Source organism: Kitasatospora sp. NPDC059462 (assembly GCF_042749955.1).
Taxonomy (GTDB): Bacteria; Actinomycetota; Actinomycetes; order Streptomycetales; family Streptomycetaceae; genus Kitasatospora.
Window position 1 is genome coordinate 25,215 of the sequence record NZ_JBHYUU010000059.1, and the last position, 14,599, is coordinate 39,813.

Genomic DNA, 14,599 nt, shown 5'->3' on the forward strand with positions numbered 1-14,599 from the left:
GGGGAACCTCCGTCAGACGGTCTTGATGGTGCCGCCGTCGATGACGTGGTCGGCGCCGTGGATGTTGGCGGCGCGTTCGGACAGCAGGAAGGCGACCAGGTCCGCCACCTCCCCGGGCTCGGTGAGGCGCCCGGAGGCGATGGCGAACTGCCCGGGGAGGTTCGCCAGCAGTTCGGTGTGGCTCACCCCGGAGGCGGCGGCCACCTTGCCGGCGAGACGGTCCGGGTCGGTCCACTGCGGAGTGGCCGTGGGGCCCGGGGAGACGGTGTTCACGCGGACCCCGCGCGGCGCCAGTTCCTCGCTGAGCCGCTTGCCGAACTGGGTGAGCGCGGCCTTGGCCTCCGCGTAGCCGACCGGCGAACCGGTGGGCATCCGGGCGTTGATCGAGGAGATGTTCACGATCGCGCCGCCGCGTTCGAGGATGCTCGGCAGTGCCGCCTTCGTGGTCCACACCGCGCTGAACAGGTTGAGGTCGAAGATCCCCTGCCACTGCTCGTCGTCGGTGTCCAGGAACCCGCCGAGGGAGAGCTGTTCCGGATCGCCGGCGCCGACGTTGTTGACGAGGAAGTCGATCCCGCCGACCGCCTCCAGGGCCTGGTGGACGACCGACCGCGCCCCCTCACGGGTGCTCAGGTCGACGCGCACGGTCGCGGCGGCGGCCTCCTCCAGTTCGGGGGTGACGCTCCGGGCGGCCCCCACCACCCGGACCCCCTCCGCGGCCAGGGTCCGGGCGATCGCGAGGCCGATGCCGCGACTCGCTCCGGTGACCAGAGCCGTCTTCCTGCTGATGCCGAGGTCCATGTTCTCTCCTTCGCACGATGATTCTTGAACTCAAGGTCAAAAATTAGGGCGCAAAAAACGGCGCCACGTCGGGCGCCGTGCCTCAGAGGCCCGTCAGGGCCGTGTCGATGACCCGATGCAGGGCCGGCCGGTCGAAGGTCCTGGCCATGACCCGCAGCCCCGCGAGGGTGGTCTGGAGGAACAGGGCCTGCGCCGGGGCGTCGACGCCCCGGTCGACGTCGCCCTCCCGCTGCCCCCGCTCGATGCGGGCCGTGAGCAGCTCGATCATGCGCTCCTCGATGCGGTGCGCCGCGCGGGTGGCCTCCTCGTCCCGCCCGCCGAGCTCCTCGACCGTGTTCTGCGCCAGGCAGCCACGGCGGACGGGCCCGTCCAGGTCGAGGTCCACGAGCAGGGTGAAGTACGCGTGGATCCGTTCCCTGGCGGTGCCCGGCCGGGAGAGGAACTCCTCGGCCGCCGCCGTGCCCGTCCGGCCGTAGTGGTCCAGCGCCCTGGCGAAGAGCTCGCGCTTGGAGCCGAAGGCGTGGTAGAGGCTGCCCTTGGCCACGCTGGTCGCCTCGGCCAGGTCGGCGGGGGAGGTGTCGCCGTAGCCCTTGGTCCAGAACGTGTCCATCGCCCGCGCGACGACCACGTCCGCATCGAAGCTCCTCGGCCTGCCCATGCGGCCACCGTAGTGATTATTTGACCTCGGGGTCAACTACTCGGGCAGTCGCAGCGAGAGGTGGGCGGACAGCGAGCGCAGGAAGTCCGGGGCGTCGAAGACCGCACCCGCGGAGACGACGCCGGCGGCCCTGGTCCGCCCGGTGAGGATGCGGTCGACGGCCTCCACCGCGAGCGGCGCGCTGACGGCGTAGATGTCCCGGCCGGCGGCGCTCGCACGGCGTTCCGCGCCGCCGGAGCGGACGAGGACGTCGACCACGAAGGTCTGCGCGGAGCGGCCGCGCCCGTCGACGGCGGCCGGTGCCGGAGCGCCGGGAGCGGACAGGTCCGCGGCCGCCCGCGCCGTCATGTAGGTGCGCACCTCCGGAACGGTCAGGTGGCTGGGGACGGTGACGACGTCCGCCATGGTGAACTCCCCGAGGACGCTGCGCGGGCCCAGCGGAGCCGGGAAGGGCCACTCCAGGAGCGGCAGGGCGTCGTCGTGGTGCTCCAGCCGGCCGCCGGTGTAGCGGACCCGGCGCCCGCCCCGCCGCCGGGCCGAGACCGCGCCCGCCGCGAGCGTTCCGGCGGTGGGGTGCCAACTGCTCAGTCCGTAGGCGATGTGCGCCTCGTCCGCGGCCGTCCGGTCGCCCAGCGCGGTGGTCACCAGCAGGTCGCCGAGGGCGCCGAAGAAGGCCATCGCCGGGACCACCACGGTGCCGGCGGCGACGGCGCGCCGTGCGAAGCGCGCGAAGGTGTCGAGGTTCGCCTCGATCTCGGCGGCCACGTCGACGTACGGGATGCCGGCCCGCAGCGCCGCCTCCACCAGCGGGGCGGCGGTCGTGGCGAAGGGGCCGGCGCAGTTGATCACGGCGGCCGCGCCGTCCAGCGCGCGGTCGAGCGAGGCCGGATCGTCGACCGACGCCCGGCGCGCCTCGGAGCCCGGCCGCGCCTGCGCCAGTGCCAGCAGCCTGTCCGGGGCGCGACCGGCGAGCAGCGGGCGGTACCCGCGCTCGTGCAGTTCCGCGACCACGAACCGCCCGGTGTGCCCGTAGGCCCCGTACACCGCCACGTTCCGACCCGGTTCCATGTCCGCTCCCACGTCCTCGAAGTGATCCGCCGAGGAGATCCTGTCCCGGCCGCCGACCGGAGCCCAGTGTCCGGAACGCCATGAGCCGTACACTTCCGGACATGAGTCCGGTCCCGCGCTCCGTCGCGATCGCCACCACCGACGGGATGCTGCACTTCGAGCTGGCCCTGGCCTACGAGGTCTTCGGCTCGCCCCCGGACGCCGTGCCGGGCCCCTGGTACGACGTCAGCCTGTGCGGCACCCGGGCCGTCCGGGCCGGCCGGTTCCTGCTGGAGCCGGACTGCGGGCTCGACCGCCTGGCGCACGCCGGCACCGTGATCGTCCCCGCCCTGGCGGAGGTCGACGGCGAGCCGCCGGCCGAGCTCGTCGAGGCGGTGCGCGCGGCCCACGAGGCGGGCGCCCGGGTGGTCTCCCTGTGCACGGGCGTCTTCGTGCTCGCCGCCGCCGGGCTGCTGGACGGGCTGCACGCCACCACGCACTGGGCGCACACCGGGCAGCTGGCCGCGCGCTACCCCCGGGTGAAGGTCGACCCGGACGTGCTCTACGTCGACAACGGCACCGTGCTCACCTCCGCGGGCAAGACCGCGGCCATGGACCTGTGCCTGCACCTGGTCCGCCGCGACCACGGTTCGGCGGTCGCCAACGTGGTCGCCCGCCGCCTGGTCGTGCCGCCCCACCGGGCCGGCGGCCAGGCCCAGTTCGTCGTCACCCCGGTGCCCGCCCGGGACGGCCACCCGCTGGCCGAGCTGCTTCCCTGGATCATGCGGCGGCTGGACCTGCCGCTCACCGTGGAGGACCTCGCCCGCCGGGCGAACATGAGCTCGCGCCACCTGGGCCGCCACTTCCGCGCGGTGACCGGCACCACCCCGCTGCAGTGGCTGCTGACGCAGCGGATCCGCCGCGCGCAGGAACTGCTGGAGACGACGGACGACAGCGTCGACGGCATCGCCGCGGCCTCGGGCCTGGGCACGGCGACCACGCTGCGCCGCCACTTCCACCGCACGGTCGGGGTTCCGCCGGACACCTACCGCCGCACCTTCCGGCGACGGGGTGACGGGGAATATCGGGACGGGTAGTATCCCGATTGTGCTGATGGGCGAAGGCGTCGAGTGGGGGCTGCACTGCTGTCTGGCGCTGGCGTGGCTCGACGAGCAGGCGCCGATCCCGGCCGGGCGGCTGGCGGAGATCTTCGAGCTGCCACCGGTGTACCTGAAGAAGCGGCTGCAGCCGCTGGTGCGGGCCGGGGTGCTGGCCTCGGTGGCGGGCGCGCGCGGCGGGTACCGGCTGGGGCGGGCGCCCGAGCGGATCACCCTGATGGACGTCGTCGCGGCCGTCGAGGGGACGACCGAGGCGTTCCGCTGCACCGAGATCCGGCAGCGGGGCGCGGGCGTGGAGGCGCGTGCGGGGGAGTTCGCCGAGCCCTGCGGCGTCGCGGGGGCGATGCGGCGCGCCGAACTCGCCTGGCGACGGGAGCTGGCCGCGCAGACGATCGCCGACCTGCTCGCCGTCAGCCCGGCCGGCGCCCCGGACCGGATCCGCCGGTACCACGAGCGCCTCGGCTCCTGACCGCACGTCGATCACGGGCCCGGCCGGGCGGCCGGGCCCCTTCCGGGAGGGGAATCGGGATGTCCGATGTCTCGTTAGGGTCCGAGGTCCCGCCGAGGGCCGAGGTCCCGCCGAGGTCCGGTGCCGCGCCGAGGGCCGTGCCGGTGCTGGCGCTCGGCACCTTCGCCGTCGGCACCGACGCCTTCGTGGTGGCCGGCTTCCTGCCCGAACTCGCCGTCGACCTCGGCGTCTCCACGGCCACCGCCGGACAGGCCGTCACCGTCTTCGCGGCGGCGTACGCGCTGCTCTCCCCGGTGCTCGCCACCCTGACCGCCCGGCTGCCGCGCCGCCGCCTGCTGGTCGGCGCGCTCCTCGGCCTCGGCGCCGCCAACCTCGCCTCCGCCCTCGCGCCGGACCTCGCCGTGCTGCTCGCCTCCCGCATCGCCGCCGCGGCCGCCGCGGCGGCGTTCACCCCCAACGCCGGCGCCGTCGCCGCGTTCCTGGTCCGCCCGGAGCGCCGGGCCCGGGCGCTGGCCGCGGTGGTGGGCGGGCTGACCGTGGCCACGGCCCTCGGCGTACCGCTCGGCGGCCTGGCCGGGCAGTGGACGGGCTGGCGCTGGGCGCTCGGCGCGGTGGCGGGGCTGGCGGTGCTGGTCGCGGGGGCCGTCGCCGTGCTGCTGCCGTCCCTGCCGGGCGGCCCGCCCGTCCCCCTGCGCGCACGCCTCGCCGTGCTGCGCCGCCCGGCGGTACGGGCGATCCTGCCGCTGACCGTGCTCGGCATGGCGGCGGCGTACACGGTGTACGCGTACAGCGTCCCGGCCCTGGCGGCGGTCGGCCTGACGGCCGGGGGCGCGTCGTGGGCGCTGGCCCTGTACGGCGTCGGCGCGGTCCTCGGCAACCTCGCGGCCGGCCTCGCCACCGACCGCCTCGGCGGCGTCAGGGTGCTGACGGCGGGCTACCTGGTGATGGCCGGGGGCCTGGCCGGCCTCGGCGCCCTGGCCGCGAGCGGGACGCGCGCACCGGTGCCGGTCGGACTGCTCATGATCGCCTGGGGCGCGGGCAGTTGGTGCCAGACCCCGCCACAGCAACACCGCCTGATCGCGGCCGCTCCCGGCGAGGCCCCGTTGGTGGTCGCGCTGAACTCCTCGGCGATCTACGGAGGGATCGGCTCGGGTACGTTGGTCGGCGGCCTGACAGCCGGGCCGGGGGCGACCACGATGTACGCGACGGCCGCCGGCCTGGCACTCGTCGCCCTTGCCTACCTGCTGCTGACGGCAGGAGAACGGACCCCGAGCTCATGACCGACGACCTGGCGCTCCCGACCACCGGTCTCGCGCGCCGCACCCTGACCTACGCCCGGGGCCTGCTGCCCGCCGCGCTCTTCCACCACAGCGTGCGGACGTACCTCTACGGACGCCTCCTCGGCGAGCGGCGCGGTCTGCGGGCGGACCACGACTACGACGACGAACTGCTCTTCCTGGCCTGCATCCTGCACGACTGCGGGCTCAGCACGGAGGGCAACGGCGACCAGCGGTTCGAGCTGGACGGCGCCGACCTCGCCGTCCGCTTCCTGACGGGGGAGGGGGTGGCGGCGGACCGCGCGGAGGTGGTGTGGGACGCGATCGCGTTGCACATGGACCGCGAACTCGCCGAGCGGAAGCGCCCGGAGATCGCCCTCGTCGCCGTGGGCGCGGGCTTCGACCTGGGTGGTGCGCCGGAGAAGCTCCCGCCCGGATACGCGGACCGCGTCCACCGGACGTTCCCACGCCTGCACGCGGCGGCGGTCCTGCACGACGCCGTCGTCGGCCAGGCCCGCGAAAACCCCCGGAAGGCCCCGCCGTTCACGATGCAGGGCGAACTCGTCCGGCAAGCGTCCGGCGGGACCTGGCCGAGCTGGGAACAGCTCGCCCGATCGGCGGGGTGGAACGACTACGAGGGCTACCGGTCCGACCCGCCGACCGCGGGCCGGGACCGGGTCCCGGGTGGTTGCGAGCCGCTCGGGCCCGCGCCGCAGCCGTGAGGCTTCTCCCGCCGGCCCGGGGGGCGGGGCGGCGTCAGCGGGTGGCCGGCGTCCGGTCGAGGCGGAGGTCGGGGCCGGTGAGGGGGAGGGGCGGCAGCGACGGCGGGGCCGCGAGGGCGGTCGCGCCGGCCGGCGGGTCGCAGAGGGTCTTGACGATCAGCGAGCCGATCGGCTGACCGCTCGCCGAGGTGTCCTTGCCCAGGAACGGGTTGTGCGACAGGGCGAACTGCCGGCGCCCGTCGCGGCTGCCCAGCAGCAGGGTGCTCCAGCCGGGGAGGCTGCCGTCGTGGCCCCAGGCCGGCTCGCAGCCCTCGCCCAGGTCGAGCCGGAGCACGCCGAGTCCGTACCGGCCGCCGTCGATGGTGGTCGGCACGGTGTCCGTCAGGGCGGCCATCTCGGCCGGGCGCAGCAGCCTGCCGCCGAACAGGGCGGCGTGGAAGCGGTCGAGGTCGGCGGTGGTGGAGATGCCGTTGCCGGCCGCGTCCACGAGGCTGGGGTTGAGCCGGGTGACGTCGGCGGGGCCGGTCGGCATGTCGACGTACGCGTGGGCGTGGGGGCCGCCGAAGCCGGTCCCGGAGCCCGGGAACAGGGTGTCGTCCAGGTGCAGCGGCCGGACGATCCGGCGCTCGACCTCGCGCTGCCAGGTGTGCCCGGTGACCTTCCGGATGATCATGCCGGCGAGGACGTAGTTGGTGTTGGAGTAGTGCCAGCCCTGCCCGGGCGCGAAGTACGGCGGGTGCTCGGCGGAGACCGCGGCCAACTGCTGCGGCTGGTAGTCCCGGTAGCGCCACGTCCCGTACACAAAGTCCTGGAGGTCCGCCTCGCTCCTGATCTGGAAGCGCTCGTCGTCCGTGTAGTTGAACAGGCCGCTGGTGTGGTTGAGCAGCTGCCGGACGGTGATCGCCGCGCCGTTCGGCACGACGCCCGGCAGATGGCGCTCGACCGGGTCGTCCAGCCGGAGCCGGCCCTCGCCGACCAGTTGGAGGACGACCGTCGACACGAAGGTCTTGGTCACGCTGCCGATCCGGAACCGGCCGTCCGGCCCGGCCGGCTGCCCGGTGGCCAGGTCGGCGGTCCCGGCGGCGCCGCGCCACGGGGAGCGGCCGGCGATGCGGATCTCGGCGAGCGCGGCGGTCATCCCGCCGTGGTCCACGAGGTCCCGCAGCTCCTGCTGTCCGTCGACGCGCGGACGACGTTCCGCCGTGGACCCGGTTCCGGCGGCCGGCGCGTCCGCCGCCACCGCCGCCGGGGCGAGGGCGAGGACGGTGGCCCCGGCCAGGGCGACGGCGGCGAGCCGCGTCCCCAGCCGGTCGCGCAGGTGCGACGTCCGAGCCTGAACGATGGTCATGGTGCCCGCCCCTTCCCGCCCGGCGGCCCCGGGCCGTCGGCACCACGATCGCATCGGCCGTACGCCCCGCGCGTCCTCCTCCGGTGGCCGTCGCCGTGCACCGGCGGGGGAGGTGACGCCGGATCAAATCATCGCCAGGTGGCTTGACTCGGCCGTTCCCGCTGGCAGGGACGCCGGCCGTGGCGCCGGGACGGACCGGTGTTGCCCGATCGTTCGATCGTACGTGAATATACGTACCGTCAGATGCCGCGGCCTCACCGAGATCGAGGAGTACCTTCGCATGCCCGTGACACCGATCGGTCCCGCCCGCCCGGGCTGGACGCTGTTCCTGCTGGCCCTGGGGCAGACCGTGTTCGCCCTGGACCTCAACATCGTCTTCGTCGCCCTGCCCGAGATCGGCACCGACCTCGGCTTCCCCGGCCAGACCCAGCAACTCGTGGTCAGCGCCTACGTCGTCTTCGCCGGGGGCTTCCTGCTGCTCGGCGGCCGCGCCTGCGATCTGCTCGGGCGGCGGCGGGTGTTCATCGGGGCGCTCGTGCTCTACGCGCTGTCCTCGCTGGCCGGCGGGCTGGCCCGGTCGCCCGAGCTGATCGTGGGCGCCCGCATCGTCCAGGGGGTCGGCGGGGCGCTGCTGCTCCCGTCGATCCTCTCGCTGGTCAACACGCTGTTCGAGGAGGGGCCGCGGCGCAACCGCGCGCTCGCGGTGTGGGGCGGGGCGGGCGCCAGCGGACTGACCCTGGGCGCCCTGCTCGGCGGGGTGCTGACGGAGGGGTTCGGCTGGCCCGCCGTGTTCTTCGTCAACGTGCCGCTCGCCGGGGCCGTCGCGGTCGCTGCGGTGTTCGTGATCCCGCCCGACCCGGCGCGCGGCGGGCGCCGCCGCTTCGACCTGCCGGGGGCGCTGACCGTGACCGCGGGTGCCACCCTGCTGGTCTTCGCCCTGGTCGAGGGTCCCGAGCGCGGCTGGGCCGATCCGTGGATCCTCGGCACCCTGGCGGCCTCGCTCGTCCTGCTCGCCGCCTTCGGCGTCATCGAGACCCGCAGTGCCGACCCGCTGATGCCGTTCCGGCTGTTCCGCAACCGCAGCCTGAGCGCCGGTGCGGCGATCACCTTCCTCTACATGGCCACCTTCGGCGTCCTGCCGTACTTCCTCACCGTCCTCCTGCAGAGCGTGCACGGCTACAGCGCGCTGCAGACCGGGCTCGCCTTCCTCGCCCCCTCGCTGGCCATCGCCGCCGGTACCCAGCTCGGCGAGCGGCTGACCACCCGGGCCGGGCTGCGGCCCACCCTGCTCGGCGGGTTCGCGGTCGGCGCCGCCGGGACCGCGGTGCTGGCCGCGGGGTTCGACGCCGAGGCCGGCTACCTCGCGCTGCTGCCCGGGCTGGTGGTCTCCGGGGTCGGCCAGGGCGTGGTCTGGACGGCCATGTGGATCGCGGCGGCCGCCGGGACCGCCGCCCATGAGCAGGGCATCGCCGGGGGCGCGGCGTCGACCACCATGAACCTCGGCAACGCGATCGGCCTCGCACTGTTCACCGCCGTCGCCGACGCGGGCGCCGACGGGCCGGGCGCCGGGGAGCTGGCCCGCGCCACGGCGGACGGCGGGTTCCTGGTGGTCCTGCTCACGGCGGCGGGGATGCTGCTGGGCCTGCTGCTCGCGCTGACCCTGCGTCCGGCGCGCGCCGCCGGCTGAGCGTCGCCCGTCGCGGAGTGACGATGCGTCAATCATCAACGGCAGGGCTGGTCATGGCTGTGGAGGAAGCAAATCGGCGTCCAGGGCGTCAACCTGACTGACCGTCGGAGTCAGGGTGCGGCGCGGTCCGCCACGCATTCGGATGAACGCGCCGCTCGGATCCGGTCGCCGGCCGGCGATCGGTGCTACCAATGACCGTGCGCTCGGGCCCGAGCCGACGAATCCCCCCTGATGGCGCGTGCGTCGCATGCCCTCCCACCGTGAGAGAACGGAGCCCACCCCCATGGCCGTCGCACTCCGCAAGACCCTCGCCGTCGCCGCGCTGGCGCTGACGGCGTCCTTCCTGCCGACCGGTCAGGCGGGGGCGTCCGACACCGCCACGCCGTCCCCGCGCATCCCCGGCCGCTACTGCCTGGCCGACGCCTGGGGCACCCCGAACGTCTCCACGAAGCCGTGCGACGCCAACGACCAGGGCCAGCACTGGACGCTCGCGGGCCAGCAGATCTCGCTCAGCAATGCGCGGGCCTACTGTCTGGCCAACGCCTGGGGAAGCCCGAACCTCTCGACCAAGCCCTGCGACCCCACCGACCAGGGGCAGTACTGGACCGTCTCGGGCCAGCAGATCTCCCTCACCTTCGCGCCGGCCTACTGCCTGGCCGACGCCTGGGGCACCCCGAACGTCTCGGTGAAGCCGTGCGACGTCAACGACCGCGGTCAGCACTGGGTGGTCTTCAACGACCAGATCAGCCTGGCGCTCGTCTGACACGCCCGCGGGTGGTCCGCGTTCGCACGTCAGCCGGCGGCCGGGTCCCGGCGTGCCTCGTGCGGTTCGTCCTGCCGTTCCTCCTGGCGTTCCTCCTGGCGTTCGTCCTCGCGGGCGCCGGAGAGGACGGCGTCGAGGAGGCCCGGGTAGCGGGCGTCGAGATCGTCGCGGCGCAGGCGCAGCAGGTTCTCCCGGCCGGAGGGCTGCTGGTGGATGACGCCGCTGTCGCGCAGCACCCGCCAGTGGTGGGTCATCGTCGACTTGGCGGTGATGCCGATCGCGGTGAGCACGCTCCCGCAGTTGTGCGACCCGCCGCCGTCGAGGACGCGGACGGCGGAGAGGCGGACCGGGTTGCCGAGGGCGGTCAGGACGTGTTCGATCCGGATCTGCTCGCGGGCGGGGTGGCGGTAGCTCATGGCCCCACCGTAACGCGAGGGTTGACGGGAGCCCCAGGCCGCCGTCGGCCCGCACCGCCTGGTGTGCCGCCCGTCCGCCGCACCCCCGTGAACCACGGGCGGGGTGCGGCGGACGGGTGTCGGGCGTGCGGGGTCAGGAGTGGATGCCCTGGCCGGGGGTGAGGATCCCGGCCGGGTCGAAGCGGTGCTTGGCGGCCACCGCGCGCCCCCACTGGGCGCCGTAGTGGCGGCGCCACTCGGTGCGCGTGACGTCCGGGATCGCGCCGATCAGGTAGCGCTTGCCGCCCAGCGACACCGCCAGGTCGTACAGCCGGCGGTTGCGCCGCAGCGCGGCGGCGTGGTCGGCGCCCGGGAACGGGAACGACAGCAGGTCGAAGTGGAAGCCGACCGGCTCCTCCGGCATCACGGTCATCGGCCGGGTGAACACCTCGGTGCGGAACGGGTAGAAGAGCAGCAGGCCGGCGCCCAGGTCCTCCGGCGTCAGCAGCGCGGTGGCCTCGCGCATGAACGCTTCGGTGGTCGACGCGGGCAGGAACAGGCTCAGCCACGGCTTGGGCTGCGACCAGAGTCCGGCCGACTGCAGGTACCCGGCGAAGGCGTCCACCCGGAACGCGTACTCGCGTGCGGTCTGGTCCAGGAACGTGGTGTCGGCCGCCACGCAGCGCAGGCCGCGCACCAGCGCGGCCCGGTCCGGCGCGGCGGTGCCGTCGTAGTGGACGACGCCCTCCACCTTGTAGCGCCAGCCGGTCCCGGCGGCGTTGCGCGAGACATCGCCGACGTGCAGGTCGAAGCGCCGCTCCAGCATCAGCTTCCGCTGGTCCGCGAGGTAGTCGGCCAGGTCGTCGTAGAAGAGGTTGAGCACCAGCGCCCGCTCGTGGGCCCGCACCAGGCGCAGGGTGGCCCGGACGATGAGGCCGGCCTGCCCGCCGCCGCCGAGCACGGCCTCGAACAGCTCGCGGTTGGTGCTCGCCGAGGCTGTCACCAGCCGGCCGGTGCCGGTGACCACGTCCACCGACTCGACCGTGTCCGTCTGGAAGCCGTACCGCTGCACACCGCCGCCGATGCCGCCGACGCTCAGCGTGCCGCCGACCGACAGGTGCAGGTAGTCCGTCAGGGTGGGCGGCATCCAGCCCTGGGCGAGCGCGGCGTCGGTCAGCTGCGCCCAGGTGACGCCCGCCTCGACCACGGCGCGGCCGGGGGTGATCCGGACGATCCGGTTCAGCGCGCGGGCGTCGATCGCGACGCCGCCGCGGGCGGCGGCCTGGCCGTAGCTGGAGTGCGACTCCAGCCCGGTCGCGCCGGTGCCGCTCTGGCCGTTCATCGCGACCGGGATGCGGTGGCGATGGGCGAAGGCGACCAGCGTGGCGACGTCGCCCACCGAGCCCGGGTGCAGGACGGCGCGCGGCGCGGAGGTCACCAGGTGCCCGAAGTCCCCGCCGAACCGGGCGAGCGTCCCGGCGTCGGCCACCAGGGTCCCGTCCAGCCGGGGCAGTGCGGCGAACGTGGCGTCGGCCGCGCCGGCGGGTGCCCCGGCCGGGGTCTCGGCGGTGCCGGCGTCGGCCGCCCCGACGGCCCAGGAGCGGCCGACGGTGTTCCAGCCGACGACGGTGGCCGCCGCGCCGACGATCACACTGCGGCGGGGCAGGGCTGAGTTGCTCATTACAGAAATCTCCGATCAATCGTCATATGAGCAGTGTTGTATCGCAGGCGGCACGTACACGCGCAATAGGCCCGACCTGAACACTTCGGTGACGGTCCGTCCGGTCCGCCGTCGGGTCGGGGTGGGGAGCGGTCTACACCACGTCGGGCGGTGGGGACAAGATCCGGACACCTCCCGGCCCCGGCCCCGACGCGGTGGCCAGCGGGAACGGCGGACCGTCCGGGCACGGGCGGACGGGCGCGGTGGCCGGAAATCCGGTTGTCCGGCCCCGGTGATCGAGGGAGAGTGGAGTCGTCGGGATCAAGGAACGACAACCGAGGGCGAGCTGGGCCTGGGAGAGCCCAAGGGCCTGTAAAGCCCCCGCTTCGGCTGTGGTGGTTCGAATCCATCCTCGCCCACCTCGGTGACCGCCCCGGGCCGTACCCACGGCCCGGGGCGGTGCGCTTCCGGCCCCGGGCCGCCACCGGACCGCCCCGGACCGGGACCGGATAGGCTCGGCCGCATGTTCGTCCTGGAGCTGACCTACACCGCGCCGCTGGACCGCATCGACGCGCTGCTGCCCGCCCACGTCGAGTGGCTCGGCCGCCACTACGGGAACGGCACCTTCCTCGCCTCCGGCCGCAAGGTGCCCCGCGACGGCGGCGTCATCCTCGCGGCGGGGGAGGACCGGGCGGCGATCGAGGCGCTCGCGGCCACCGACCCGTTCGCCGTCGAGGGCCTGGTGGCGTACCGGGTGACGGAGTTCCTCGCCACCGGCGTCGCGCCCGCCCTGGAAGCCCACCGGCAGCAGCTCCCCGCCTGAGCACCCGGCCGCCCGCTACCCGGACGGGGCCGCCCCGGTTCGGCGACCGGTCGTGCACTGGCTACGATCGGTGAGCACGGGGCAAGGAAGCGTCGGGCCACGGGCCGGCGCACGGCGAGAAATCCAGTGGGAGTAGACGATGGCACACGCACGGGCCGGGCAGCCGGCGCAGCCGGGCGACCTGGTGGACGTGGCGCGGCTGGTGACGGCGTACTACACGCTGCACCCGGACCCGGAGGAGCCCGGCCAGCGGGTCGCGTTCGGCACCTCCGGCCACCGGGGCTCCTCGCTGGACGCCGCGTTCAACGAGGACCACATCGCCGCCACCACCCAGGCGATCTGCGAGTACCGCGCCGCGGAGGGCATCACCGGCCCGCTGTTCCTCGGCGCCGACACCCACGCGCTGTCGGAGCCCGCGCAGGCCACCGCGGTCGAGGTGCTGGCGGCCAACGGCGTGACCGTCCTGCTGGACAGCGCCGACGGCTACACCCCGACCCCCGCCGTCTCGCACGCGATCCTGACCCACAACCGGCGCAACCCGCACTCGCTCGCCGACGGCATCGTCGTCACCCCCTCGCACAACCCGCCCCGCGACGGCGGCTTCAAGTACAACCCGCCGAGCGGCGGCCCGGCCGGCTCGGAGGCCACCGGCTGGATCCAGGACCGCGCCAACGCCCTGATCCGCGAGGGCCTGCGCGGCGTCAAGCGGGTCCCCTACGCGCGCGCCCTGGCCGCGGCCACCACCGGCCGCCACGACTACCTCACCGCCTACACCGAGGACCTGGTCTCCGTCCTCGACCTGGACGCCGTCCGCGCGGCCGGTCTGCGGATCGGCGCCGACCCGCTCGGCGGCGCCTCCGTCGCCTACTGGGGCCGGATCGCCGAGACCCACCGCCTCGACCTGACCGTCGTCAACCCGGTCACCGACCCGACCTGGCGCTTCATGACGCTGGACTGGGACGGCAAGATCCGGATGGACTGCTCCTCGCCCTCCGCGATGGCCTCGCTGATCTCCCGCCGCGACGAGTACGCCATCGCCACCGGCAACGACGCCGACGCCGACCGGCACGGCATCGTCACCCCGGACGGCGGCCTGATGAACCCCAACCACTACCTCGCGGTCGCCGTCGACTACCTCTACCGCCACCGCGCCGAGTGGCCCGCCGACGCGGCCGTCGGCAAGACGCTGGTGTCCTCCTCGATGCTCGACCGGGTCGCCGCCGACCTGAAGCGCGAGCTGGTCGAGGTGCCGGTGGGTTTCAAGTGGTTCGTCGACGGCCTGCTGGAGGGCTCGATCGCCTTCGGCGGCGAGGAGTCGGCCGGGGCGTCCTTCCTGCGCCGCGACGGCGGGGTGTGGACCACCGACAAGGACGGCATCCTGCTCGCGCTGCTCGCCGCCGAGATCACCGCCGTGACCGGCCGCACTCCCAGCGAGTACTACCGCGACCTCACCGACCGCTTCGGCGCGCCCTCGTACGCCCGGGTGGACGCTCCGGCGGACCGTGAGCAGAAGGCGCTGCTGTCCCGGCTGTCGGCCGAGCAGGTCACGGCCGGGGACCTCGCGGGCGAGCCGGTCACCGCGGTGCTCACCGAGGCCCCGGGCAACGGCGCGGCCATCGGCGGCATCAAGGTGTGCACCGAGAACGCCTGGTTCGCCGCGCGTCCCTCCGGGACCGAGGACGTCTACAAGATCTACGCCGAGTCCTTCCACGGCCCCGAGCACCTGGCCCGGGTCCAGGAGGAGGCCCGCACGCTGGTGAACGGGGTGCTCGCCGGTCCGGCCAACGGCTGACCCGCGCACGCTGCGGCGGCCGCGCCCGGCGGGTGACCC

At 74.6% G+C, this 14,599-nt stretch carries 14 protein-coding genes and 1 tRNA gene; 9 read left to right on the forward strand and 6 right to left on the reverse strand.

Translation table 11 applies throughout. The annotated features are described in order from the left end of the window. Nucleotides 1-12: 12 nt before the first annotated feature. From ACFXAM_RS17430 to ACFXAM_RS17440, 3 genes are all read right to left on the reverse strand, one after another. Nucleotides 13-801 (reverse strand): oxidoreductase, encoded by a 789-nt coding sequence (locus ACFXAM_RS17430; protein WP_380292079.1) that lies wholly within the window; start codon nucleotides 799-801, stop codon nucleotides 13-15. An 82-nt stretch (nucleotides 802-883) separates the two neighbouring features. Beyond that, nucleotides 884-1,459, reverse strand: a complete 576-nt coding sequence (locus ACFXAM_RS17435) for a TetR/AcrR family transcriptional regulator (RefSeq protein WP_380292081.1) — start codon at nucleotides 1,457-1,459, stop codon at nucleotides 884-886. Between the two features lie 36 nt (nucleotides 1,460-1,495). Beyond that, nucleotides 1,496-2,527: a saccharopine dehydrogenase NADP-binding domain-containing protein gene (locus ACFXAM_RS17440; protein ID WP_380292083.1), complete on the reverse strand. Its 1,032-nt coding sequence runs from the start codon at nucleotides 2,525-2,527 to the stop codon at nucleotides 1,496-1,498. Nucleotides 2,528-2,628: 101 nt separating this feature from the next. Between ACFXAM_RS17440 and ACFXAM_RS17445 the strand changes: the two genes are divergently transcribed. From ACFXAM_RS17445 to ACFXAM_RS17460, 4 genes are read left to right on the forward strand one after another with little or no spacing between them, the layout of a single operon-like run. Next, nucleotides 2,629-3,603 carry a helix-turn-helix domain-containing protein gene (locus ACFXAM_RS17445; protein ID WP_380292085.1) on the forward strand — a complete coding sequence of 325 codons (975 nt, stop codon included), beginning with the start codon at nucleotides 2,629-2,631 and terminating at the stop codon, nucleotides 3,601-3,603. Between the two features lie 16 nt (nucleotides 3,604-3,619). Continuing rightward, on the forward strand, nucleotides 3,620-4,093 hold the full coding sequence (locus ACFXAM_RS17450) for an RrF2 family transcriptional regulator (protein WP_380292105.1): 474 nt from the start codon (nucleotides 3,620-3,622) through the stop codon (nucleotides 4,091-4,093). A 59-nt stretch (nucleotides 4,094-4,152) separates the two neighbouring features. Next, nucleotides 4,153-5,373 carry an MFS transporter gene (locus ACFXAM_RS17455; protein ID WP_380292087.1) on the forward strand — a complete coding sequence of 407 codons (1,221 nt, stop codon included), beginning with the start codon at nucleotides 4,153-4,155 and terminating at the stop codon, nucleotides 5,371-5,373. Beyond that, on the forward strand, nucleotides 5,370-6,092 hold the full coding sequence (locus ACFXAM_RS17460; protein WP_380292089.1) for an HD domain-containing protein: 723 nt from the start codon (nucleotides 5,370-5,372) through the stop codon (nucleotides 6,090-6,092). The genes ACFXAM_RS17455 and ACFXAM_RS17460 overlap by 4 nt, the downstream gene beginning before the upstream one ends. A 34-nt stretch (nucleotides 6,093-6,126) precedes the next feature. On the opposite strand, the gene ACFXAM_RS17465 is transcribed toward ACFXAM_RS17460, so the two are convergent. Then, nucleotides 6,127-7,440, reverse strand: coding sequence for a serine hydrolase domain-containing protein (locus ACFXAM_RS17465; RefSeq protein ID WP_380292091.1), 1,314 nt, complete (start codon nucleotides 7,438-7,440; stop codon nucleotides 6,127-6,129). A gap of 280 nt (nucleotides 7,441-7,720) precedes the next feature. Here ACFXAM_RS17465 and ACFXAM_RS17470 point away from each other — a divergent pair, with 280 nt between their 5' ends. Both ACFXAM_RS17470 and ACFXAM_RS17475 read left to right on the forward strand, forming a co-directional pair. After that, nucleotides 7,721-9,127: an MFS transporter gene (locus ACFXAM_RS17470; protein WP_380292093.1), complete on the forward strand. Its 1,407-nt coding sequence runs from the start codon at nucleotides 7,721-7,723 to the stop codon at nucleotides 9,125-9,127. A gap of 283 nt (nucleotides 9,128-9,410) precedes the next feature. Then, the gene (locus ACFXAM_RS17475) at nucleotides 9,411-9,890 is read left to right on the forward strand and encodes a ricin-type beta-trefoil lectin domain protein (RefSeq protein ID WP_380292095.1); all 480 of its coding nucleotides are present in this window, start codon (nucleotides 9,411-9,413) and stop codon (nucleotides 9,888-9,890) included. A gap of 29 nt (nucleotides 9,891-9,919) precedes the next feature. On the opposite strand, the gene ACFXAM_RS17480 is transcribed toward ACFXAM_RS17475, so the two are convergent. Together ACFXAM_RS17480 and ACFXAM_RS17485 are read right to left on the reverse strand one after the other, a co-directional pair. Beyond that, the gene (locus tag ACFXAM_RS17480) at nucleotides 9,920-10,306 is read right to left on the reverse strand and encodes an ArsR/SmtB family transcription factor (protein WP_380292097.1); all 387 of its coding nucleotides are present in this window, start codon (nucleotides 10,304-10,306) and stop codon (nucleotides 9,920-9,922) included. Nucleotides 10,307-10,439: 133 nt separating this feature from the next. Beyond that, nucleotides 10,440-11,966: an FAD-binding protein gene (locus tag ACFXAM_RS17485; RefSeq protein ID WP_380292099.1), complete on the reverse strand. Its 1,527-nt coding sequence runs from the start codon at nucleotides 11,964-11,966 to the stop codon at nucleotides 10,440-10,442. 318 nt (nucleotides 11,967-12,284) lie between these two features. Between ACFXAM_RS17485 and ACFXAM_RS17490 the strand changes: the two genes are divergently transcribed. The 3 genes from ACFXAM_RS17490 (at nucleotide 12,285) to pgm (ending at nucleotide 14,560) form a co-directional block, all read left to right on the forward strand. Further along, a tRNA-Tyr gene (locus ACFXAM_RS17490) sits at nucleotides 12,285-12,364 on the forward strand. 104 nt (nucleotides 12,365-12,468) lie between these two features. Next, a complete protein-coding gene (locus ACFXAM_RS17495) occupies nucleotides 12,469-12,768 on the forward strand; it encodes a YciI family protein (protein WP_380292101.1) in 300 nt (99 codons plus the stop codon). A 139-nt stretch (nucleotides 12,769-12,907) separates the two neighbouring features. Continuing rightward, nucleotides 12,908-14,560 (forward strand): phosphoglucomutase (alpha-D-glucose-1,6-bisphosphate-dependent), encoded by a 1,653-nt coding sequence (gene pgm, locus ACFXAM_RS17500; RefSeq protein WP_380292103.1) that lies wholly within the window; start codon nucleotides 12,908-12,910, stop codon nucleotides 14,558-14,560. Nucleotides 14,561-14,599 lie beyond the last annotated feature (39 nt).

Coding starts and splice junctions, on each gene's coding strand:
- ACFXAM_RS17485 (WP_380292099.1), bottom strand. CDS start 11,966: ATGAGCAACTCAGCCCTGCCCCGCCGCAGTGTGATCGTCGGCGCGGCG.
- pgm (WP_380292103.1), top strand. CDS start 12,908: ATGGCACACGCACGGGCCGGGCAGCCGGCGCAGCCGGGCGACCTGGTG.
- ACFXAM_RS17470 (WP_380292093.1), top strand. CDS start 7,721: ATGCCCGTGACACCGATCGGTCCCGCCCGCCCGGGCTGGACGCTGTTC.
- ACFXAM_RS17475 (WP_380292095.1), top strand. CDS start 9,411: ATGGCCGTCGCACTCCGCAAGACCCTCGCCGTCGCCGCGCTGGCGCTG.
- ACFXAM_RS17435 (WP_380292081.1), bottom strand. CDS start 1,459: ATGGGCAGGCCGAGGAGCTTCGATGCGGACGTGGTCGTCGCGCGGGCG.
- ACFXAM_RS17455 (WP_380292087.1), top strand. CDS start 4,153: ATGTCCGATGTCTCGTTAGGGTCCGAGGTCCCGCCGAGGGCCGAGGTC.
- ACFXAM_RS17450 (WP_380292105.1), top strand. CDS start 3,620: ATGGGCGAAGGCGTCGAGTGGGGGCTGCACTGCTGTCTGGCGCTGGCG.
- ACFXAM_RS17465 (WP_380292091.1), bottom strand. CDS start 7,440: ATGACCATCGTTCAGGCTCGGACGTCGCACCTGCGCGACCGGCTGGGG.
- ACFXAM_RS17495 (WP_380292101.1), top strand. CDS start 12,469: ATGTTCGTCCTGGAGCTGACCTACACCGCGCCGCTGGACCGCATCGAC.
- ACFXAM_RS17440 (WP_380292083.1), bottom strand. CDS start 2,527: ATGGAACCGGGTCGGAACGTGGCGGTGTACGGGGCCTACGGGCACACC.
- ACFXAM_RS17460 (WP_380292089.1), top strand. CDS start 5,370: ATGACCGACGACCTGGCGCTCCCGACCACCGGTCTCGCGCGCCGCACC.
- ACFXAM_RS17430 (WP_380292079.1), bottom strand. CDS start 801: ATGGACCTCGGCATCAGCAGGAAGACGGCTCTGGTCACCGGAGCGAGT.
- ACFXAM_RS17445 (WP_380292085.1), top strand. CDS start 2,629: ATGAGTCCGGTCCCGCGCTCCGTCGCGATCGCCACCACCGACGGGATG.
- ACFXAM_RS17480 (WP_380292097.1), bottom strand. CDS start 10,306: ATGAGCTACCGCCACCCCGCCCGCGAGCAGATCCGGATCGAACACGTC.